This is a genomic window from Bacillus haikouensis (assembly GCF_013179555.1).
GTDB lineage: Bacteria > Bacillota > Bacilli > Bacillales > Bacillaceae_B > Rossellomorea > Rossellomorea haikouensis_A.
Map to the genome: position 1 here is coordinate 1 of NZ_JABMCR010000076.1, position 16503 is coordinate 16503.

Consider the following 16503-nt stretch of genomic DNA (forward strand, 5'->3'; position numbering starts at 1 on the left):
TTCTTTTCCATCTCTGATCGCAAGTTCGAAAGCCTCTTTATCCTCTGGATTGGGGGATTTAACAGTTGAAAACTCAGGATCAGGCTTTGCCTGTTCATTTACAATGTGAATATGTTGGTAACCGAGGGCTTTCAATCCTCTCTCGGCCATCTTCAGTGCCGTACCGTGAAGTGGGGAGAATACAATCTTCAAATCAACTTCATTGCTGATTTGAGGCGTTTCTGAAATGGAAATCAAGTGATCCAGATAAGAGTGGTGGATCTCTTCCCCAATCATTTTAATCAACCCTTGAGATTTCAATTCCTCGTCTGATTTCACATCGATTTCCAGCTCATTTTCCACATCATTTACCTTTTCGATCACGGTATCTGCGATTTGAGGAGGCAATTGGGCCCCGTCTTCACCATATACCTTGTATCCGTTATACTCAGGCGGATTATGGCTAGCTGTCACCACAATTCCTGAGAATGCGTTTAAATAACGAAGTGCGAATGACAGTTCCGGAGTAGGAGCCAGTTCATCAAATACGTAAGTTTGAATGCCGTGAGTCGCAAGAGTTTTAGCAGCTTCCATGGCAAACTCTGGAGATTTATGGCGTGAATCATATGCGATTGCCACACCTCTCCTTTTTGCTTCATTTCCCTGTTCTTCTATGTATCGCGCAAGCCCTTCGGAGGCCTTACGAACCGTGTATATATTCATTCGATTGGTCCCCGGGCCGATTTCCCCTCTCATTCCGCCCGTTCCGAATTCTAAATTTTTGTAAAAAGCGTCCTCCAGTGCTTTTTCATCGTCTTTCAGTAATACTAAAGAATCATTGATTTCACGATCGATATGCAGGTAGTCACTCCATTTTTTCCAAGTTGTTTTCCAACTCATTGCGATCCCTCCTAATGCTGTATAATATTTAATTCTATCATAGATGGCGGTTTTCCTTTTTAAACCTTCCGTCACATTCCGACAGGATGTAACCGTTCTTATTTTAGCATAATATTGCATGTGGAGGCGCATTTGATATTCTTCCGATTTTCATTGATTGAAAATCATCTAGACATTCGTGCAGCATATAAAAAGACTCAAGGAAAATAACATTTCCCCGAGTCTTTTTGAGTATCATTTTTTATAATTCACACCATAAACGTCATGACGCCGGTCTTTAAGCTGTCGGACCGTTCCCGATTGACGCTGGCGGCGGAGCACTTCCAGATCCACATCACCGATCATGACCATTTCAATATTCGGGTTGGTTTCCCCGACAATTCCATCGCGGGCAAATTCAAAGTCAGACGGGGCAAAGATGCCTGATTGTGCATATTGAATATCCATATTCTCGGTCTGCGGCAGATTCCCGACGGTGCCTGAAATGACCGTGTAAATCTGATTTTCAACCGCACGTGCCTGTGCACAGTAGCGGACGCGGAGATAACCTTGGCGGTCTTCCGTGCAGAATGGTGTAAAGATGATCTTTGCACCTTTATCCGTTGCTATGCGGGCGAGTTCAGGAAATTCTATGTCATAACAGATTTGTATCGCAATCTTTCCGCAGTCAGTATCAAATACCCTCACTGAATCGCCCGGGCTGATTCCCCACCATTTTCGCTCATTCGGTGTAATATGGATCTTATACTGTTTCTCTATCGTTCCATCCCGTCGGAATAAGTAAGCAATATTGTATATTTCATCGTCTTCTTCTTTGACGAAATGCGATCCTCCGATAATGTTCACATTGTAACGAACAGCCAAGTCAGTAAAGAGTTCAATATATTCTTCCGTAAAATCAGTCAGCTTTCTTACAGCAAGACTTGGTGATTGGATATTCAAGAATGACATTAACTGAGTAGTAAAAATCTCAGGGAATACAACAAAGTCCGATTTCGCATCAGACGCTACATCTGTAAAATATTCCACCTGATTGGAAAATTCTTCAAACGAATTGATTTTACGCATCATGTACTGGACAACGCAGATCCGGACTGGATAACTCGTCTTGAAATGACGCTTACTGGATGGACGGTAGTCAACATTGTTCCATTCCATCAATGTTGCATAGTTTTGCGACCGCTTGTCATCAGGAAGATAGTTCGGATTGATGCGCATCAGCGTGAATCCATTCAATAGCTGGAAGGAAAGGACGGGATCATAGATTTTATGACGGCCCACTGCATCCACGTATTCCCGCGGGGACATTTCTTCGGAATGCTTATAATAATTCGGGATCCGACCGCCAATGATGATACTTTTCAGGTTCATTTGGCGTGAAAGATCTTTTCTTGCTTCATACAACCGGTGTCCCACCTTCATCCGGCGGTAATCCGGGTGGACCATCACTTCAATGCCATACAGATTATAGCCATCTGGATTATGGTTGGTTATGTATCCATTGTCCGTTACATCATCCCAAGAATGTCGATCATCGTATTCGTCAAAGTTGATGATCAGGCTCGAGCATGAGGCGATGATATCCCCCTCGAGTTCCGCCACCAGCTGGCCTTGCGGGAAAACTTCCAAATGACTTTCAAGATGTTCAACCTTCCACGGATCCATTCCCGGAAAACATACAGCCTGCATCTTAATTATATCTTTTATGTCCTTGTGCTCCATTGGACGTATAATCATTTTTTTCTCGAATTGAGACAAATCCAGTTTTTCTGCCATACGTGAATCACTCCTTTTACACTGTTGTTTATACCCTTAGCATGCACGTGCGAAACGAAGTTCATGAGTGCATGTAAGTGAAGTTTGAATAGTGTATCCCTACCATTTTACCAAAAGAAAATATCATTATAGAAGAATTTTGAATCAGATTGCTGCAAACCGTTTGCCCAAAACAAAAATTAGACTTAATATATAGAAATAGATACATACGGTGACTACTATAGTATTGTTGAAAAACGGTCATCATTTCTTGGCAGATATGAAAAGTTTGCCTTTATAATAGTAAGAGAAAATATGTAAAGAAAGGACTTCCTTATGAATAAAAAAGCAGATACCCTTCTCTTCCTTGCATGGGCCGCATCACTTACAGCCACACTAGGAAGCTTGTTTTTTTCGGAAGTGATGAAGTATGAACCATGCGAACTATGCTGGTATCAGCGGATTCTGATGTACCCCTTGGTCATCTTGCTTGGAGTTGCCTATGTGCGCAAAGACTTTAAGATCTCTTTCTATTCTTTGATATTTTCCGGTATTGGACTTGCGGTCTCACTCTATCATTATTCTCTTCAAAAGATCTCAATTCTTTCCGAAAGTGCCCCTTCATGCGGACGGGTTCCATGTACAGGCGAATATATCAATTGGATGGGTTTCATCACGATTCCGTTTTTGGCTCTTGCAGGGTTTGCAATCATCTTTATGGTAAGTCTATTAACACTTAAAGCATTAAAGGAGGACCATTAGTTTGAAGAAAATCATTATCTTTTTAGCCATTATCGTCGGACTGTTTGCTGCGATCGCTTTAGTGACAAACATGCAGAACAGCCAAAAAGCAGAAGGAAATAAATTTGAAAAGGATGAGCTTCATCCTGCTACAGTAGAAATATTGGACGATCCCAATTATCAAAATGTCATTCTGCCCGAAGAGCTGGAGAACAAGCTTGAGGATAAAGAGGATATAACGGTATATTTTTACAGTTCCACTTGTCCTCATTGTAAAGAAACAACACCTGTCCTTGCTCCACTTGCAGAAGAAATGGGAGTGGAAATGGTTCAATACAATGTACTCGAATTTGAACAGGGCTGGACCGATTATCAAATCGAAGCGACACCTACCCTCATTCACTTCGAAAACGGTGAAGAAGTCGACCGGGTTGTCGGAAGCCAGCCTGAAGAAGAATTCAGAAGTTTCTTTGAAGAAAACGTGAAATAAATGAAAACGCCCGTCATCGCTGCACAAAAGCGACAAGACGGGCGTTTTTTGCAGAAAGCAAAACCTGCATAGAATCGGGCAGCGGGGTTTTTCTGGAACACAACCAACAAAAAAAAGAGGTGCCGACTAATAACGTCAGCCCCTATCAATGAGGAGGAATTTCAAGAGAAGATACGCTGTATCCTCAAAATAAAATTGATTACTACTTTATATTCCCCCCTGAATGATAAATAAACTTAAATATCAAACATTCTAAATAATCACTAAATTAATAACTGATTCGCAGCTTTTGAATAAACGCTTAGTGAATGCTTGCATTCCGATTCGTCTGTGAATTGATCAAATGATAACGGAAAAAACAGTCCAAACCCTTGGAGGATATGAACATTATGGTAGAACATATCCTCATAAACCTCATCTCTGACGCCGCATTCCACAATCGAGATCAGCGTCTGCAGACTCGATATCACCTTGAAAGCTTCTTTCAAGGTGCCGCAATATTCAACGTTTCTATTCGACGTATGTAAGATTTCCATATCTTCAAATTGCTCTATTTCTTCGTCTGTGAAATAATCAGGGAAAATAGTACAATACATATGACTGATTAATTCCTGGATTTTGTTATCCTGTTCACGTGTTGACGCTAGTAAGACCTTCACCTTCATAACCCACCTTTGTAATGCTTGTAATCTCTCTGTAATAGATACTTTTAGAATAACATAGATAAGTATCCTCAAGTGTGGTAATTATACCCATGAATTTGGTAAATCAGGTGCTTAGATGGGAGTAAATGCCCATCAGCATATACTATTTTTGTCATTTAAAGGAGCTTTTTGATGAAAACAATGAGAAAAGGTTCACTCTTTCAGCTGGTAATACCTGAAAATTGGAAAAATGTAACGATAGAGCAGATTCTAAAGGAGCATTGGCAAGCCCCGAAAAAGCTCATTCATATGATGAGAATGGAAAGGGATATCAAAGTGAACGGCGATTACTTGGCATGGAATCATCCATTATCCCCCGGCGATCTCCTGCAGATTGATCTATTTAAGGAAACGGATTATGATGTCCTCCCATCCTATGGCGCATTAAATATCCTGTATGAAGATGATCATCTGATCGTAGTCAATAAGCCTGCGGGAATCGATACTCATCCCAATCTGCCTGGTGAGGCGGGGACACTTGCGAACCTGATAGCCTTTCATTTTCAATCAATGGGAGAAATTTGCCGAGTGATGCATATACACAGGCTCGACCGTGATACTTCAGGAGCAGTCGTCTTCGCCAAACATCCTTTAAGTAAAGCCATTCTTGACAGGCTGCTCATTAATCGTAAAGTAAAACGGACATATCTGGCACTGGTTCACGGAAGGCTTAAACAAAAGAAAGGCACCATTTCGGAGCCGATCGGCCGTGACCGCCATCACAATACAAGAAGACGGGTCTCCCCATCCGGTCAGGAAGCAGTCACTCATTATAGAGTATTAGAAGTCAGAGAAAATATGTCTCTTACAGAAGTGGTTCTGGATACTGGAAGGACCCATCAGATTCGCGTCCATATGAGTCATATCGGTCATCCGCTGGCTGGCGATACTTTATATGGCGGCAAGCCTGTATTCAAACGTCAGGCTCTTCATGCCGCAAGAATTTCTTTTCCTCATCCGCTGACCGGGGAACACATTGAATGTGAGGCTGAGTGTCTCGATGATATAGGACTGTAAACAGAATCCTTTAAATGAGTCGCTGCATTTGCAGCGGCTATTTTTGATGCGGTGATGATTTTCAGATGGGTGTTAATAGGGCAGCGAATCGTTTTCCTGTTTACACAGGGATGTTCTTTATATCACATAAACCTGCTCTGTTCAGAAGATTGTCGGTGAATTAGAATGAGTGATTTCAATTAATCACCGAGATCTTGTCACTTATATCGGCAATTTTTTAGATATTTCAATGGAAAAATTATTTTATCAACGTTTTCTCGGATTTATCAACGAGAAACTCTTCCTTTTTATCAACAAATTTGTACTGACCGCCTATTAATTATGACCTTTTCATTCCAACAAAAAAGAGCACCCTGACTGCTTCGCCCGGGTACTCCTCTTCCATTATTATTTCAATCCGTTCTTAATTGCTTCTGCCACTTGAATCGTGCGGCGTGCCTGATGTTTTACAGCAGGCTCAACGCTTTCAACCATGTTGCCTTCCTGATCAACGGTTACACTTGTGCCATACGGGTTCCCTCCTGTAGTAAATGAAGATTGATCCGTATAGCCTGGTGCTGCAATGATCGCGCCCCAGTGCATCATTGTTGTGTACAACGCCAGTACTGTCTGTTCCTGACCACCGTGGGAGTTGCTTGCTGATGATGTTGCACTCACGACTTTGTTTGCCAATTTACCTTGGAACCAAAGTCCGCCTGTTGTATCCAGGAAGGATTTTACCTGAGAAGGAACATTTCCGAAGCGCGTCGGTACATTGAATAAGTATGCATCTGCCCATTCTAGATCTGCGAGTGTCGCGACTGGAACAGAATCTTTTGTTTCATTATAGTGCTTTTCCCATGCTGGGTTTGAAGCAATCGCTGCTTCAGGAGCCGTTTCTTCAAATCTCAGCAATTTCACTTCTGCTCCCGCTTCTTTCGCTGCTTCTTCGGCCCACTTTGCCATTTGATAATTTGTACCTGTTGAGCTGTAATACATAATTGCTAATTTCACGTTAGACATGATAAGATCTCTCCTTTTTTATTCTTATATAGTATTGGGTGATGCACATAATTCATTATGCCGGGATGACAGCAAAAATAACCCCTATCTTTTGTAACTTAGAGTAAAGTCGTTACAAAATGACTCAGCCGGAGATAGGCAGATAGAAAGGTTCTTCGATTAACTTCCTCTAGTATGTCTTCCCAATGAAACCAAAAATAAAACGTTTCAATTCCGATTATTCTCCAATTGAATATCTCGAATTTGAGATATTAGTTCAAAAAAATAATGAACTGTCCCGAAACCATTTATTTTGATTTCGAGATAATTGTATATCATCTCCCTCGCCTCTGTCAACAGAAAAATATAAAATAGTCAGATAAATGCCCGTCCATGGAGAACGGGCATTTCTTAGTTTTACATGATGAATTGATTCGTGTCCTTTCCTATGAAAGAAAGTTTGTGGAGCGGTCTGGTCATGGCCACGTATTGCAGCTTGATGTCCAATTCGTTTTGATTGTTAAATACTTCGTTGATGGCGGTGATCATGACAACATCGAATTCCAGTCCTTTTGAAAGATAGGAAGGCACGACGACGATTTTGTCCTTCGGAATCGACTCCTGTTCTTCCAACAGCTTCACCTTTTCTGGCACTTGCTCTTCCAGGATTTTATAAATCATTTTACAATCCTTCATACTCTTCCCAATCACTGCAAATGTTTGGAATCCTTCTTCTTTCCCCTCAGATACTTTCTTCAGGATAATGTCTGAAAGCTCCTCATTTTTTTCAAATGTACAGAAATCCGGTGCCTCACCGTGTCTAACAACCGGGTTCACTCTTGGAAACTCATGAGGCAGTATTTTCAACAGCTTATTCGCTTCATTCATGATTTCAATCGTGGTACGGTAGCTTTTTTGAAGTTCTGTGTAGGTCGCTCTCGGAAACACTTCTTTATATACGGGATCCCATGCTTGGAGTCCCCGGTAAGAGTGGATTCCCTGAGCAAGATCACCGACCAGGGTAAACATATCTGTTTCCAACGCCCGCTTCAATGCATAAAGCTGCATATAGCTGTAATCCTGAGCTTCATCAATTACAATATTTTTGGCTTTATAGAATTTATCTATTCCGAACAAATGTGTCTGCAAATACAGGAGTGGGGCAAGGTCTTCAACTTCATACTTTTTTTTCATCAGCAGATTCAAAGTGTGGAAGCATAAATCCTCCGCCTTGCTTGAATCCAGCTCGCCATTAGAGTATTTTACAAGCCGGTCCGGGTCGGAAAAGAGTTCAGAATAATACTGCTCGAGGCTTTTCTTTTCAAATTGCCTCATATAAGTGGAAACACTTGACCTGATTGCCTTCTTCACTTCCTCGAGCCTTTTTGCCTTTTTATCCAATGCCTTTGAAATGTACTCCTTGCGATTACCGGCATTGGCTCGCTGATAAAGAGCCTTTTCGATTTTTTCATCAAAAAAAGTCTCTACCCTTTCCACCATTTGCTTCTTATTCGTTCTCACGTAACTTTGCAATAATGCTTTCAGCTTCTCAAGCCTGCGGTAAACGGGCATATAGGTGTATTCTTCTTTAAAAAGTCGGGTGAATTTCTTCGCGGTGTAGAGCTTATATTTGTCCGCATAGAAGTCTTCGGCAGGATAGAACCTTCTTTCAATTTCTTCTATATAATGATCCAGAATTTTTCTGAAAGCCTTCGAACCCTTGAATCCTGATATCCATGAAGTTCTTTTCACATCATGATCCTGATCGAGCTCTATTAATCTGATCAATTTGTCATCTTCAACAAGCTTTAATTTCTTCTCCAGACATGTCATGACGTAATCAGAAAATGTCGTCTGCCTCACTCGTTCTACACCGAGCTCCGGAAGTGCCTCCGAAATATAATCGATGAACAGATTACTCGGGGCTAGAATCATCAGCTGTCTTGGATCGAAATGCTGTTTGTAATTGTAAATAAAATAAGAAATACGATGGAGCGCAATCGTGGTTTTTCCGCTTCCTGCAGCTCCCTGAACGATAATGGGTTTGTTCAGATCCGCCCGTATGATCCTGTTTTGTTCTTCTTGAATGGTTGAGATGATTTCGGTTAATCGGTTGCTGGAGCTTTTCGCCAATGAATCTTGAAGAAGTTCATCTGTGGTGGTCAGATCGATATCCCTGATTTCTTCCAATCTTCCCTCTTCGATCATATATTGACGCTTCAAGGAAAGGTCACCTTCATAGGTTTCCCCTTCAGCCTCATAGGAGACATCACCAATCCTTCCCTCATAGTAAAGGTTGGCTATTGGAGAACGCCAATCAACAATGATTTGTTCCTGGTTTTCGCGCTGATATAGTGAGGTCTTGCCGATGTAATGCTTCTCGATGTTGTCATTTCCCTCGTGTTTGAAATCAATCCTCGCAAAATACGGTTTGTCCTTAGCTTTCAGAAGGGATTCCAACTCTTCCTTGGACATTTCGAAAAAGCTGGAGTTTGTGAGAATATCGATATAGGCAGCACTGGATTCGCCCCAGTCGACGTCCCCAAATGCTTTTTCCATATTCTCTTTGTACTTCTCCTTGCTTGATTGAGAAGTTTCAATCACGACATCAATATAGCGCTTTGTGAATTCCAGGCGTTCTGATTCATTAGAAAGATCGGGGTGTAGTACTGTTTCTGATTTCTTCGTCATACCTTTCTCCTTTCAAATATGGTAGCCGCAATGGAGAAAAAAACGTCTTATTCACACCGCTGAGGTAACGACTCTCTAGCGGTCTAAAACGCTGAATGAGACAAATAGAAATCTGTAAAAATTATGTAGGCGTTTGGGAGCAGAAATATATATTATCAGATAATTGGTAAAAGTTCAAATGAAATGCGGAGTGGATTTACTCAGAGGCGGGCAGCATAAAGAAAGTGCAGTATTGATGCTTAGTCTTGGGCTGTGATCATTTAGTTTGGTTCCATAATCTTTGAGGTTGACTCACTAATCTTTTAGTTTCAGTTCATAGCTTTCGAGTTTTTATTATAATTCACCTTTTTCTAAATATATTCCAACAATAAAACCCCTCTTTAAAGAGGGGTCAGTCCGCAAGCAAGTCAATTAAACCTTTTTCAATTCTTCTTCCAAGTGCTTTGCAAGCTCCAGCATACCAAACTTCCCAGCAGCCTGCTCGGCATCTTTGTTGTAATTCGTATTGGTATTCACGTCATACGTATAAATCGTGCCTTTTGCGTCTTTAATGAATTCAATTCCTGCTATATCAATTTTATTTCTTTGAAGGAAGATTTTATAGTCATCGATGATTTCATCGTCGAAATCTTCGATGATCTGGAATTTGGGCGCAGTTTCCTTTTCTCCGGCAGGACAGAATAAATCATCAATTTGACAGGCATCTGCCGGACACAGCTCAAAACCTTCTGAGGTATCGACCCGTACGGCGTATACAAATTTGCCGCCGATAAATTCACAGCGTGTGATCGATGAATCCGGTGACTCGATGTATTCCTGAATAAGTGTCGTGCCATCCAGCGGTTCTTCGAAATGATCGCTGTGTACATATTCCTCTAACGCATTCATTGAATGGAATAATTGAACGCCAAGTCCTTTACCTGCACGATTATGCTTGGTGATGAACGATTTCCTGCCGAGTTTTTTGGCTGCTTCAATGATTTGCTCTTTTCCAACCGCAGCTATCGTTTTTGGCGTTTGGATTCCAGCTTCATTCAATGCCATATATTGGTTTACTTTACTGACCTCCAACCGTATGGCTCGTGTTCCATTAAGCACTTTCCGATCATGACGTTCGAGCCACGACAGGACGCTTTCAGTCAACTCCGGGGCATAGCGGTGGTTCCGGGTATGAGAAGATGCACTGATTCTGTTATAGAAAACTCCTGATGGCGGGGTTTCAGTTAAGTCGACAGTGCCTTGATCAAGAAACCATTCTTCATACGGCAGGCCAAGTTCCTTCAAGCGATTTGTAAGATGATTGGTCCATTCGCTGTTTTCATGGAGTACATAGATTTTTTTCAAGATGATACCCTCATTTTTTTTAAGATAATAATCTATTACAATACAAAGTAATCCTACTATAAAAATAGGATTACTGTCAAAATCGCAGATTTATTTCTCGTTTCGTTTGTTTTTGATGTGAATTTTCATTGCACTTTTTGTTATGAAGGGGGCTGCAGGGACTTTTGCTTTCCGGAGATCGCTTGATTTACCCTCTTTCAGTAAATCCCTGATTTCCTGCAGCACCTTCAGGTTGGTAAGCTGTTTTATTTTATACGATTGTTCGCCCCCTTTAAGTCGGTTGATGATTTTAACCAGTAAAAAGACACTGATAACGGCAAGAAGGAAATCGACAGCAGCCTGAACGATCTTTCCTATAGCAAACACCCTTTCTTTCACTTTCCTTGACATAATCTGCTTTCACATCACGATTACAGCATTTCTTACTTCTCCCTGACGCATCATCTCCATTTGACCTTAATTAGTAAATCTTATGGCAGAAAATAAACAGGTATGTAAATTAATCATCCTGTGAAAAAAATAAGAGCCGATCCGTCATGGACCAGCTCTTTATAGTCTACATAATATATTTCCTTACGATTGCAAAAAGAAGGAATAAGGCAACGATAAACATGACGATTACCAAAATCTTCTCCTCTTTATTACCAAGCATGGTTTGTTCGCCTCCCGGTATTGGCTCTTTTTTTCAAATGTAATATAGTTTTACCCTTGATTAAGTTTTCAACACATTTTCACACGGTTGTACGCTCGTAAAGCACGGTTTCCAGAATGACAGGTGCTGAAGGAGTTTCTTCCATGAATAGCTTGAACGCCTCTTCTCCCATCTTCCTGATTGGTACTTCGAATGAGGTGATATCGAAGGCATCTGCTATCGGATGGTTATCGAAGCTCAGGATTGCCAGTTCACCCGGAATATTGATACCTTTCCTTCCAGCTGCTGATACGATACCGGCAGACACCTGATCGCTTGTCACGATGAGTGCAGAAGGCTTATCTTTAAGAACTTCCCATTGATGGATGACATTCCTTCCGTCCTGGAGATGGATGCAGTCATTGAATATCCATTCTTCCCGGACTTCGTGACCTGCCGCTTCGGCACTATCATAAAATCCCCGCACCCTTTCTTCGCTGTTTGTTCCGAATGTCCGATGAAGACATAATCCGATCCTTGTATGGCCTTTTGAATACAGATGATCCATCCCTGCCCGTATCGCTTCATAATGATTTATGTAGACTTTTTTCTCCACTTCATAAAGATTTTCACAAAAAACCACATTCAATCCGTTCATGATCGTTCCGAGGGTATCCAACGAATTAGATCGTGAGGTGACAATGAGTCCATCGACTTCTTTCATCTGCAGGCGATGGAAAGCATCAAGTTCTGCCTCTTTCTCATAATCGGTCTGGAAAATCTGAAGGTGGTATCCGTGTTTCAATGCTTCACCTGCGATTCCCTGCAGTATTTCACCAAAGTACGGGAGGTTCAAAAACGGAAGTACCACCCCGATACAATAGGTTTTTCCTTTGGATAAATGAACTGCGTTTGCGTTTTTAATATAATTTAGTTCATTCACTGCATCCAATACTTTACGGCGCTTTGCTTCTTTTACGTAAGGGTGATCATTTAATACCCTTGAAACTGTTGATACCGAGACTCCGGCCAGTTGGGCGATCTTTCGAATATTGGTCATGAGGGAATCCCCTTTTATAAAGGATTTAAAATTATTTATTAAAAATTGCTTGCTCTGAAACGCGTTTCACAAATTATAGTCGAGATAGGTTAACCTTTCAAATTAAAGAGTCTCAAGGAGGATTGCGGCATGCTTGGTATTTTGTATCTCCCCGTTCTTTGCATTATCATTGTCGGCGGCAGCTATTTGGCACTGGAGCAGATTGATTTTTCAATCCCTGCAGATGGTAACGATCCATTTGATTCATTGTTCAATAATCATATGTAGACTTGACCGGCTGCTTTCTTCAATATTTGGGAAAGCAGTTTTAAATCGTCGCTGCTTGACTCGTAAAAATGCGTCCGTTATAGTGGTCATGTTATAAGTTACTTACCATATAGTTAACTCAATCCAGATATACCCGGTATTATAGCATTTTTTACACATCAAGGAGGCAATATCATGACAAACTTCTTTCAAGTAGTAGAGGAGCGCCGCTCTACAAAAGTCTACAATCCAGAGGTGGAAATACCTCGTGAAGAATTAGTCGGAATTCTTGAAACCGCTGGTAAAGCGCCGTCTGCATGGAACCTTCAGCATTGGAAATTCCTTGTATTTGATAACAAGAACGTACAAGAGCGCCTGCTTCCGATCGCATACAATCAGCAGCAAGTCGTTGACGCTTCTGCTGTTGTTGCGGTCCTGGGTGATCTTGAGGCGGATAAAAATATTGATCCGGTTCTCGATCCTTCCGTAGAAAAGGGTGAAATGACAGCCGAATTAAAAGACATTTTGGCCAAGCAGATCAAAGGAGCATACAGCAGAGATCAGTATCCAAGGGATGCGGCATTCAGCAACGCATCGCTTGCAGCCATGCAGTTAATGCTGGCAGCCAAGGCAAATGGCTGGGATACTTGTCCAATTGGCGGTTTCAATCCGTCTGCGTTACTCTCAGAGTTCAAGATTACTGATCGCTACCTGCCAATCATGCTGATCACAATCGGCAAACCGCTTCAGGAAGCAAGAAAGACAGACCGCCTTGATATCCGCAACCTGATTGACTGGGCTGAATAATCAGAGAAAGCCGCATCGTGTGAACGATGCGGCTTTCTTTATATATTTAATAGATCATTTGTAACTCGCTGAATAACCTCCGGCAGTACAGAAAATGTATAAGGCTTATATACCCGTTCGGTCCATTGATGTCCGTCTTTCCCATAGACACCAATATTGATAGAAGGGATATTCAACTTCCTGATCGTTTCGATCGGGACCGGATACAGATCATTGATCAGCGGCAAATTCTTTTTGATTACTTCGATATCTGCATCTTCTTCGTGAAGTGACAGGAAGCTTCCATCTGCAAGATAAGGAAAGAAACGTTTCAGGACGAACTCTTCCCCTGTCTCCCTTGAGATTTGTTCCAGGCATGTGTCCAGCACTTCTTTCACTTTCTTTCCATACTCATTCTCTTCGTTCAAATAATTATGTGGAAGGAATGGAGGAGCAAAGAAAATAATGACTCTCGGGGTCCGGTCAGGATCGAGGTGCTGCATGGCTTCAACCATTTTATATGCGATGGTTCTTCGGTCCTCCCCTTCATGCATCAGATATATTTCTTCCATTACCGGATCGGGATCAAGTCCCCTTTCCTTAAGCCAAAAGACATATTCCCTTAATGTCAGAACATCCACATGCCAAGATAGCTCCCTTTCAGGAAAGTTGTGATAACTGCGATAGCTTTCATACTGCTCCCGACTGCGAATCTCCAAGTGAGCCACCGACTTCATGGCTGCTTTCTTCATTTCGTATAATACATCCCGTGCAGTTTTTTCATAAACAAAGTAGTTGAAATAAATAGACGTGCTCAAGGGAGTCTGAACATTATAAGCCAACTTGTCGTCTTTGAAATACAGGCAGGACGGCGGCAGGGTGAATTCACCCGGTATTTTTTCTGCAAAATCAAGGTTCTGATTTATTTCAAGGTTGATCTTTGAAGCAATAGCAGTCGGATCGATGGACGTCAGTACATCCCCGACATGCGCTTCCCTTCCATAAATGTAAAATCCAGGCAGAAACTTTCCTGCCGCCCCTGTGTATATATATCTCTTGCAATCACCATCATAAATCGGGGAAATGAAATCAGTGTTAATGGCTGCCAAGTAGTCGAATCCTTCCCCCTTCAGGCGGTCAAGATCAGTTAAAGCGGCAATCATCCCACCGTGTTCACTTTCTTCATCCCCATTGAATAAAAACAAAAGATTTCCTTGAGGAGGCTTCCCTTGTTCGGAAAAATGAAGCAGGTTGGCAAGATGAACGGCGATTCCACTTTGCATGTCCAAGGATCCCCTGCCAAACAGCCAATTTCCTGAAAGCGCATCTTCCTTTACTTTTTCTTCCCCTTCATAATCCATAAAGAATTTCTGCAGAAAATCCGGGTCATGTGCCATATCTTGAAGCGCACCATAATCTTCAGTGCCTACCGTATCGTAATGGGCATGGAATACTAACGTCTTTGCCGTTTCACCATCCAGGAGTGCAAAAACATTGTGCCGGCCGATACCATCATTTGGAACTTTTTGCATCCACACATTATCTGGATTTTTTTGAAAATAAGGAAACGAACGAATCATTTCATATATATAATGAGCTTTTTGACTTTCTCCATCAGACCCGTTATAGCTTTTCAGAGCGACTAATGATCGTGTGATGAGTTCAACCCTCTCAGAGATTGATTTATTTTTGAGTTGTGCGTACACGTTAGTAACGCTCCTTTCTTATTTAACGAAACATTTCTCTTTAATTGATAACATCTTAACGAAAAAGGGCATGATATGGAAGGGGTTTCAAAATTATTTTGAATTGTTTTTTTCATTTATCTATTGAATTTCATTCTATTACCGAATATTATATAATTTGTGTGTTTTTAATGTTCGTTTTTATGGAGGTATGACAATGTTTAAATTACAGGAACACGGCACCACTCCAAAAACAGAAATATTGGCTGGTTTAACAACTTTCTTGACGATGGTCTACATCGTAATTGTTAACCCGATCATTTTGGCGGATGCAGGTGTACCATTTGATCAAGTATTCTTAGCGACGATTATTTCAGCTGTAGTCGGAACTTTATGGATGGCATTATTTGCAAACTATCCGATTGCGATTGCTCCTGGAATGGGATTGAACGCTTACTTTACATACTCAGTTGTAGGTGCGAATGAAGACATTTCCTATGTCGTTGCATTTTCAGCAGTATTTGTTGCGGGTATCATATTTGTTATTCTTTCACTTACACCTTTCAGGGCGAAACTGATTGAAGCGATTCCGCAGAACTTAAAGCATGGTATCACAGCGGGAATCGGTTTGTTTATTGCCTTTATCGGGTTGCGTTTGACAGGTTTGATCGAAGCTCACCCAACCAATCTGGTGAAGCTCGGCGACCTTCACTCACCTTCTGCCCTTCTGGCACTTACCGGATTGGCAGTAACGCTTGTGCTGATGGTGATGAATGTCCATGGCGCTTTATTCATTGGAATGATTTTAACAGCATTAATTGCTTATTTCACTGGTGAACTTTCTTTTGATAAAGGGATATTTGCTATTCCTCATCTTCCTGAAGGAATCATCATCAGTAATCCACTTACTGCATTTGCAGATGTTGTTCAATACGGACTGTATGCAGTGGTCTTCTCCTTCTTATTGGTTACCATTTTCGATACAACCGGTACGATGATCGGGGTTGCCCAGCAGGCAGGATTAATGAAAGGCAACCAAATGCCAAGAGCACGTGAAGCACTGCTTGCAGACTCAGTGGCGACGACAGTCGGGGCAATGTTCGGTACAAGCCCGACTTCCGCTTACATCGAGTCCTCTGCTGGTGTGTCCGCAGGAGGCAGGACCGGCTTAACGACATTGACCGTTTCGATCCTGTTTATTGTCGCTGCCTTTTTCGGCCCACTTGTCAGTGCGGTGTCGGGAATTTCCGCCATTACAGCCCCTGCGCTGATCATTGTCGGCAGCCTGATGATGGGAAGTATCTCTCATATTAAGTGGGATCAGCTGGATGAAGCTTTTCCTGCATTCCTGATCATTCTCAGCATGCCGCTGACTTCAAGTATCGCAACAGGGATTGCGCTCGGTTTCATTTCTTATCCTTTATTAAAAGTGGTCAAAGGTCAATGGAAACAGGTACATCCGCTAGTTTACATTTTTGCGGTATTGTTCTTTT

At 41.7% G+C, this 16503-nt stretch carries 15 protein-coding genes; 6 read left to right on the forward strand and 9 right to left on the reverse strand.

What is annotated here, in order from left to right:
- The coding region (locus HP456_RS09445; protein ID WP_512698741.1) for a phosphohexomutase domain-containing protein at positions 1 to 879 on the reverse strand (879 nt) is incomplete at its 3' end.
- A gap of 234 nt (positions 880 to 1113) precedes the next feature.
- Positions 1114 to 2655 carry a bifunctional GNAT family N-acetyltransferase/carbon-nitrogen hydrolase family protein gene (locus HP456_RS09450; RefSeq protein WP_172250349.1) on the reverse strand — a complete coding sequence of 514 codons (1542 nt, stop codon included), beginning with the start codon at positions 2653 to 2655 and terminating at the stop codon, positions 1114 to 1116.
- A gap of 315 nt (positions 2656 to 2970) precedes the next feature.
- On the opposite strand from HP456_RS09450, the gene HP456_RS09455 reads away from it, so the two are divergent.
- Entirely contained in the window at positions 2971 to 3396 is a 426-nt protein-coding gene (locus tag HP456_RS09455) for a disulfide oxidoreductase (RefSeq protein ID WP_172250351.1), read from the forward strand.
- Between the two features lies 1 nt (position 3397).
- The gene (locus HP456_RS09460; RefSeq protein WP_172250353.1) at positions 3398 to 3865 is read left to right on the forward strand and encodes a thioredoxin family protein; all 468 of its coding nucleotides are present in this window, start codon (positions 3398 to 3400) and stop codon (positions 3863 to 3865) included.
- Positions 3866 to 4128: 263 nt separating this feature from the next.
- Here the strand turns inward: HP456_RS09460 and HP456_RS09465 are convergent, their stop codons facing one another.
- Positions 4129 to 4524 (reverse strand): DUF5365 family protein, encoded by a 396-nt coding sequence (locus HP456_RS09465; protein ID WP_172250355.1) that lies wholly within the window; start codon positions 4522 to 4524, stop codon positions 4129 to 4131.
- A gap of 177 nt (positions 4525 to 4701) precedes the next feature.
- Between HP456_RS09465 and HP456_RS09470 the strand changes: the two genes are divergently transcribed.
- Positions 4702 to 5586 (forward strand): RluA family pseudouridine synthase, encoded by an 885-nt coding sequence (locus tag HP456_RS09470; protein WP_172250357.1) that lies wholly within the window; start codon positions 4702 to 4704, stop codon positions 5584 to 5586.
- Positions 5587 to 5973: 387 nt separating this feature from the next.
- Here the strand turns inward: HP456_RS09470 and wrbA are convergent, their stop codons facing one another.
- From wrbA to HP456_RS09495, 5 genes are all read right to left on the reverse strand, one after another.
- On the reverse strand, positions 5974 to 6588 hold the full coding sequence (wrbA, locus tag HP456_RS09475; protein ID WP_172250359.1) for an NAD(P)H:quinone oxidoreductase: 615 nt from the start codon (positions 6586 to 6588) through the stop codon (positions 5974 to 5976).
- 396 nt (positions 6589 to 6984) lie between these two features.
- Positions 6985 to 9258, reverse strand: coding sequence for an RNA polymerase recycling motor HelD (helD, locus tag HP456_RS09480; protein WP_172250361.1), 2274 nt, complete (start codon positions 9256 to 9258; stop codon positions 6985 to 6987).
- Between the two features lie 411 nt (positions 9259 to 9669).
- Positions 9670 to 10602 carry an ATP-grasp domain-containing protein gene (locus HP456_RS09485; protein ID WP_172250363.1) on the reverse strand — a complete coding sequence of 311 codons (933 nt, stop codon included), beginning with the start codon at positions 10600 to 10602 and terminating at the stop codon, positions 9670 to 9672.
- Positions 10603 to 10692: 90 nt separating this feature from the next.
- Positions 10693 to 10992 carry an MscL family protein gene (locus tag HP456_RS09490; protein WP_172250365.1) on the reverse strand — a complete coding sequence of 100 codons (300 nt, stop codon included), beginning with the start codon at positions 10990 to 10992 and terminating at the stop codon, positions 10693 to 10695.
- A gap of 341 nt (positions 10993 to 11333) precedes the next feature.
- Positions 11334 to 12293 (reverse strand): LacI family DNA-binding transcriptional regulator, encoded by a 960-nt coding sequence (locus HP456_RS09495; RefSeq protein WP_172250367.1) that lies wholly within the window; start codon positions 12291 to 12293, stop codon positions 11334 to 11336.
- A 129-nt stretch (positions 12294 to 12422) separates the two neighbouring features.
- Between HP456_RS09495 and HP456_RS09500 the strand changes: the two genes are divergently transcribed.
- Entirely contained in the window at positions 12423 to 12560 is a 138-nt protein-coding gene (locus HP456_RS09500; protein WP_172250369.1) for a hypothetical protein, read from the forward strand.
- Positions 12561 to 12734: 174 nt separating this feature from the next.
- The gene (locus tag HP456_RS09505; protein ID WP_172250371.1) at positions 12735 to 13346 is read left to right on the forward strand and encodes a nitroreductase family protein; all 612 of its coding nucleotides are present in this window, start codon (positions 12735 to 12737) and stop codon (positions 13344 to 13346) included.
- A 38-nt stretch (positions 13347 to 13384) separates the two neighbouring features.
- Here the strand turns inward: HP456_RS09505 and HP456_RS09510 are convergent, their stop codons facing one another.
- Positions 13385 to 15031 (reverse strand): M20/M25/M40 family metallo-hydrolase, encoded by a 1647-nt coding sequence (locus tag HP456_RS09510; RefSeq protein ID WP_172250373.1) that lies wholly within the window; start codon positions 15029 to 15031, stop codon positions 13385 to 13387.
- Positions 15032 to 15227: 196 nt separating this feature from the next.
- On the opposite strand from HP456_RS09510, the gene HP456_RS09515 reads away from it, so the two are divergent.
- Positions 15228 to 16503: NCS2 family permease (locus HP456_RS09515; RefSeq protein WP_172250375.1), on the forward strand; the 1276-nt coding region annotated here is incomplete at its 3' end.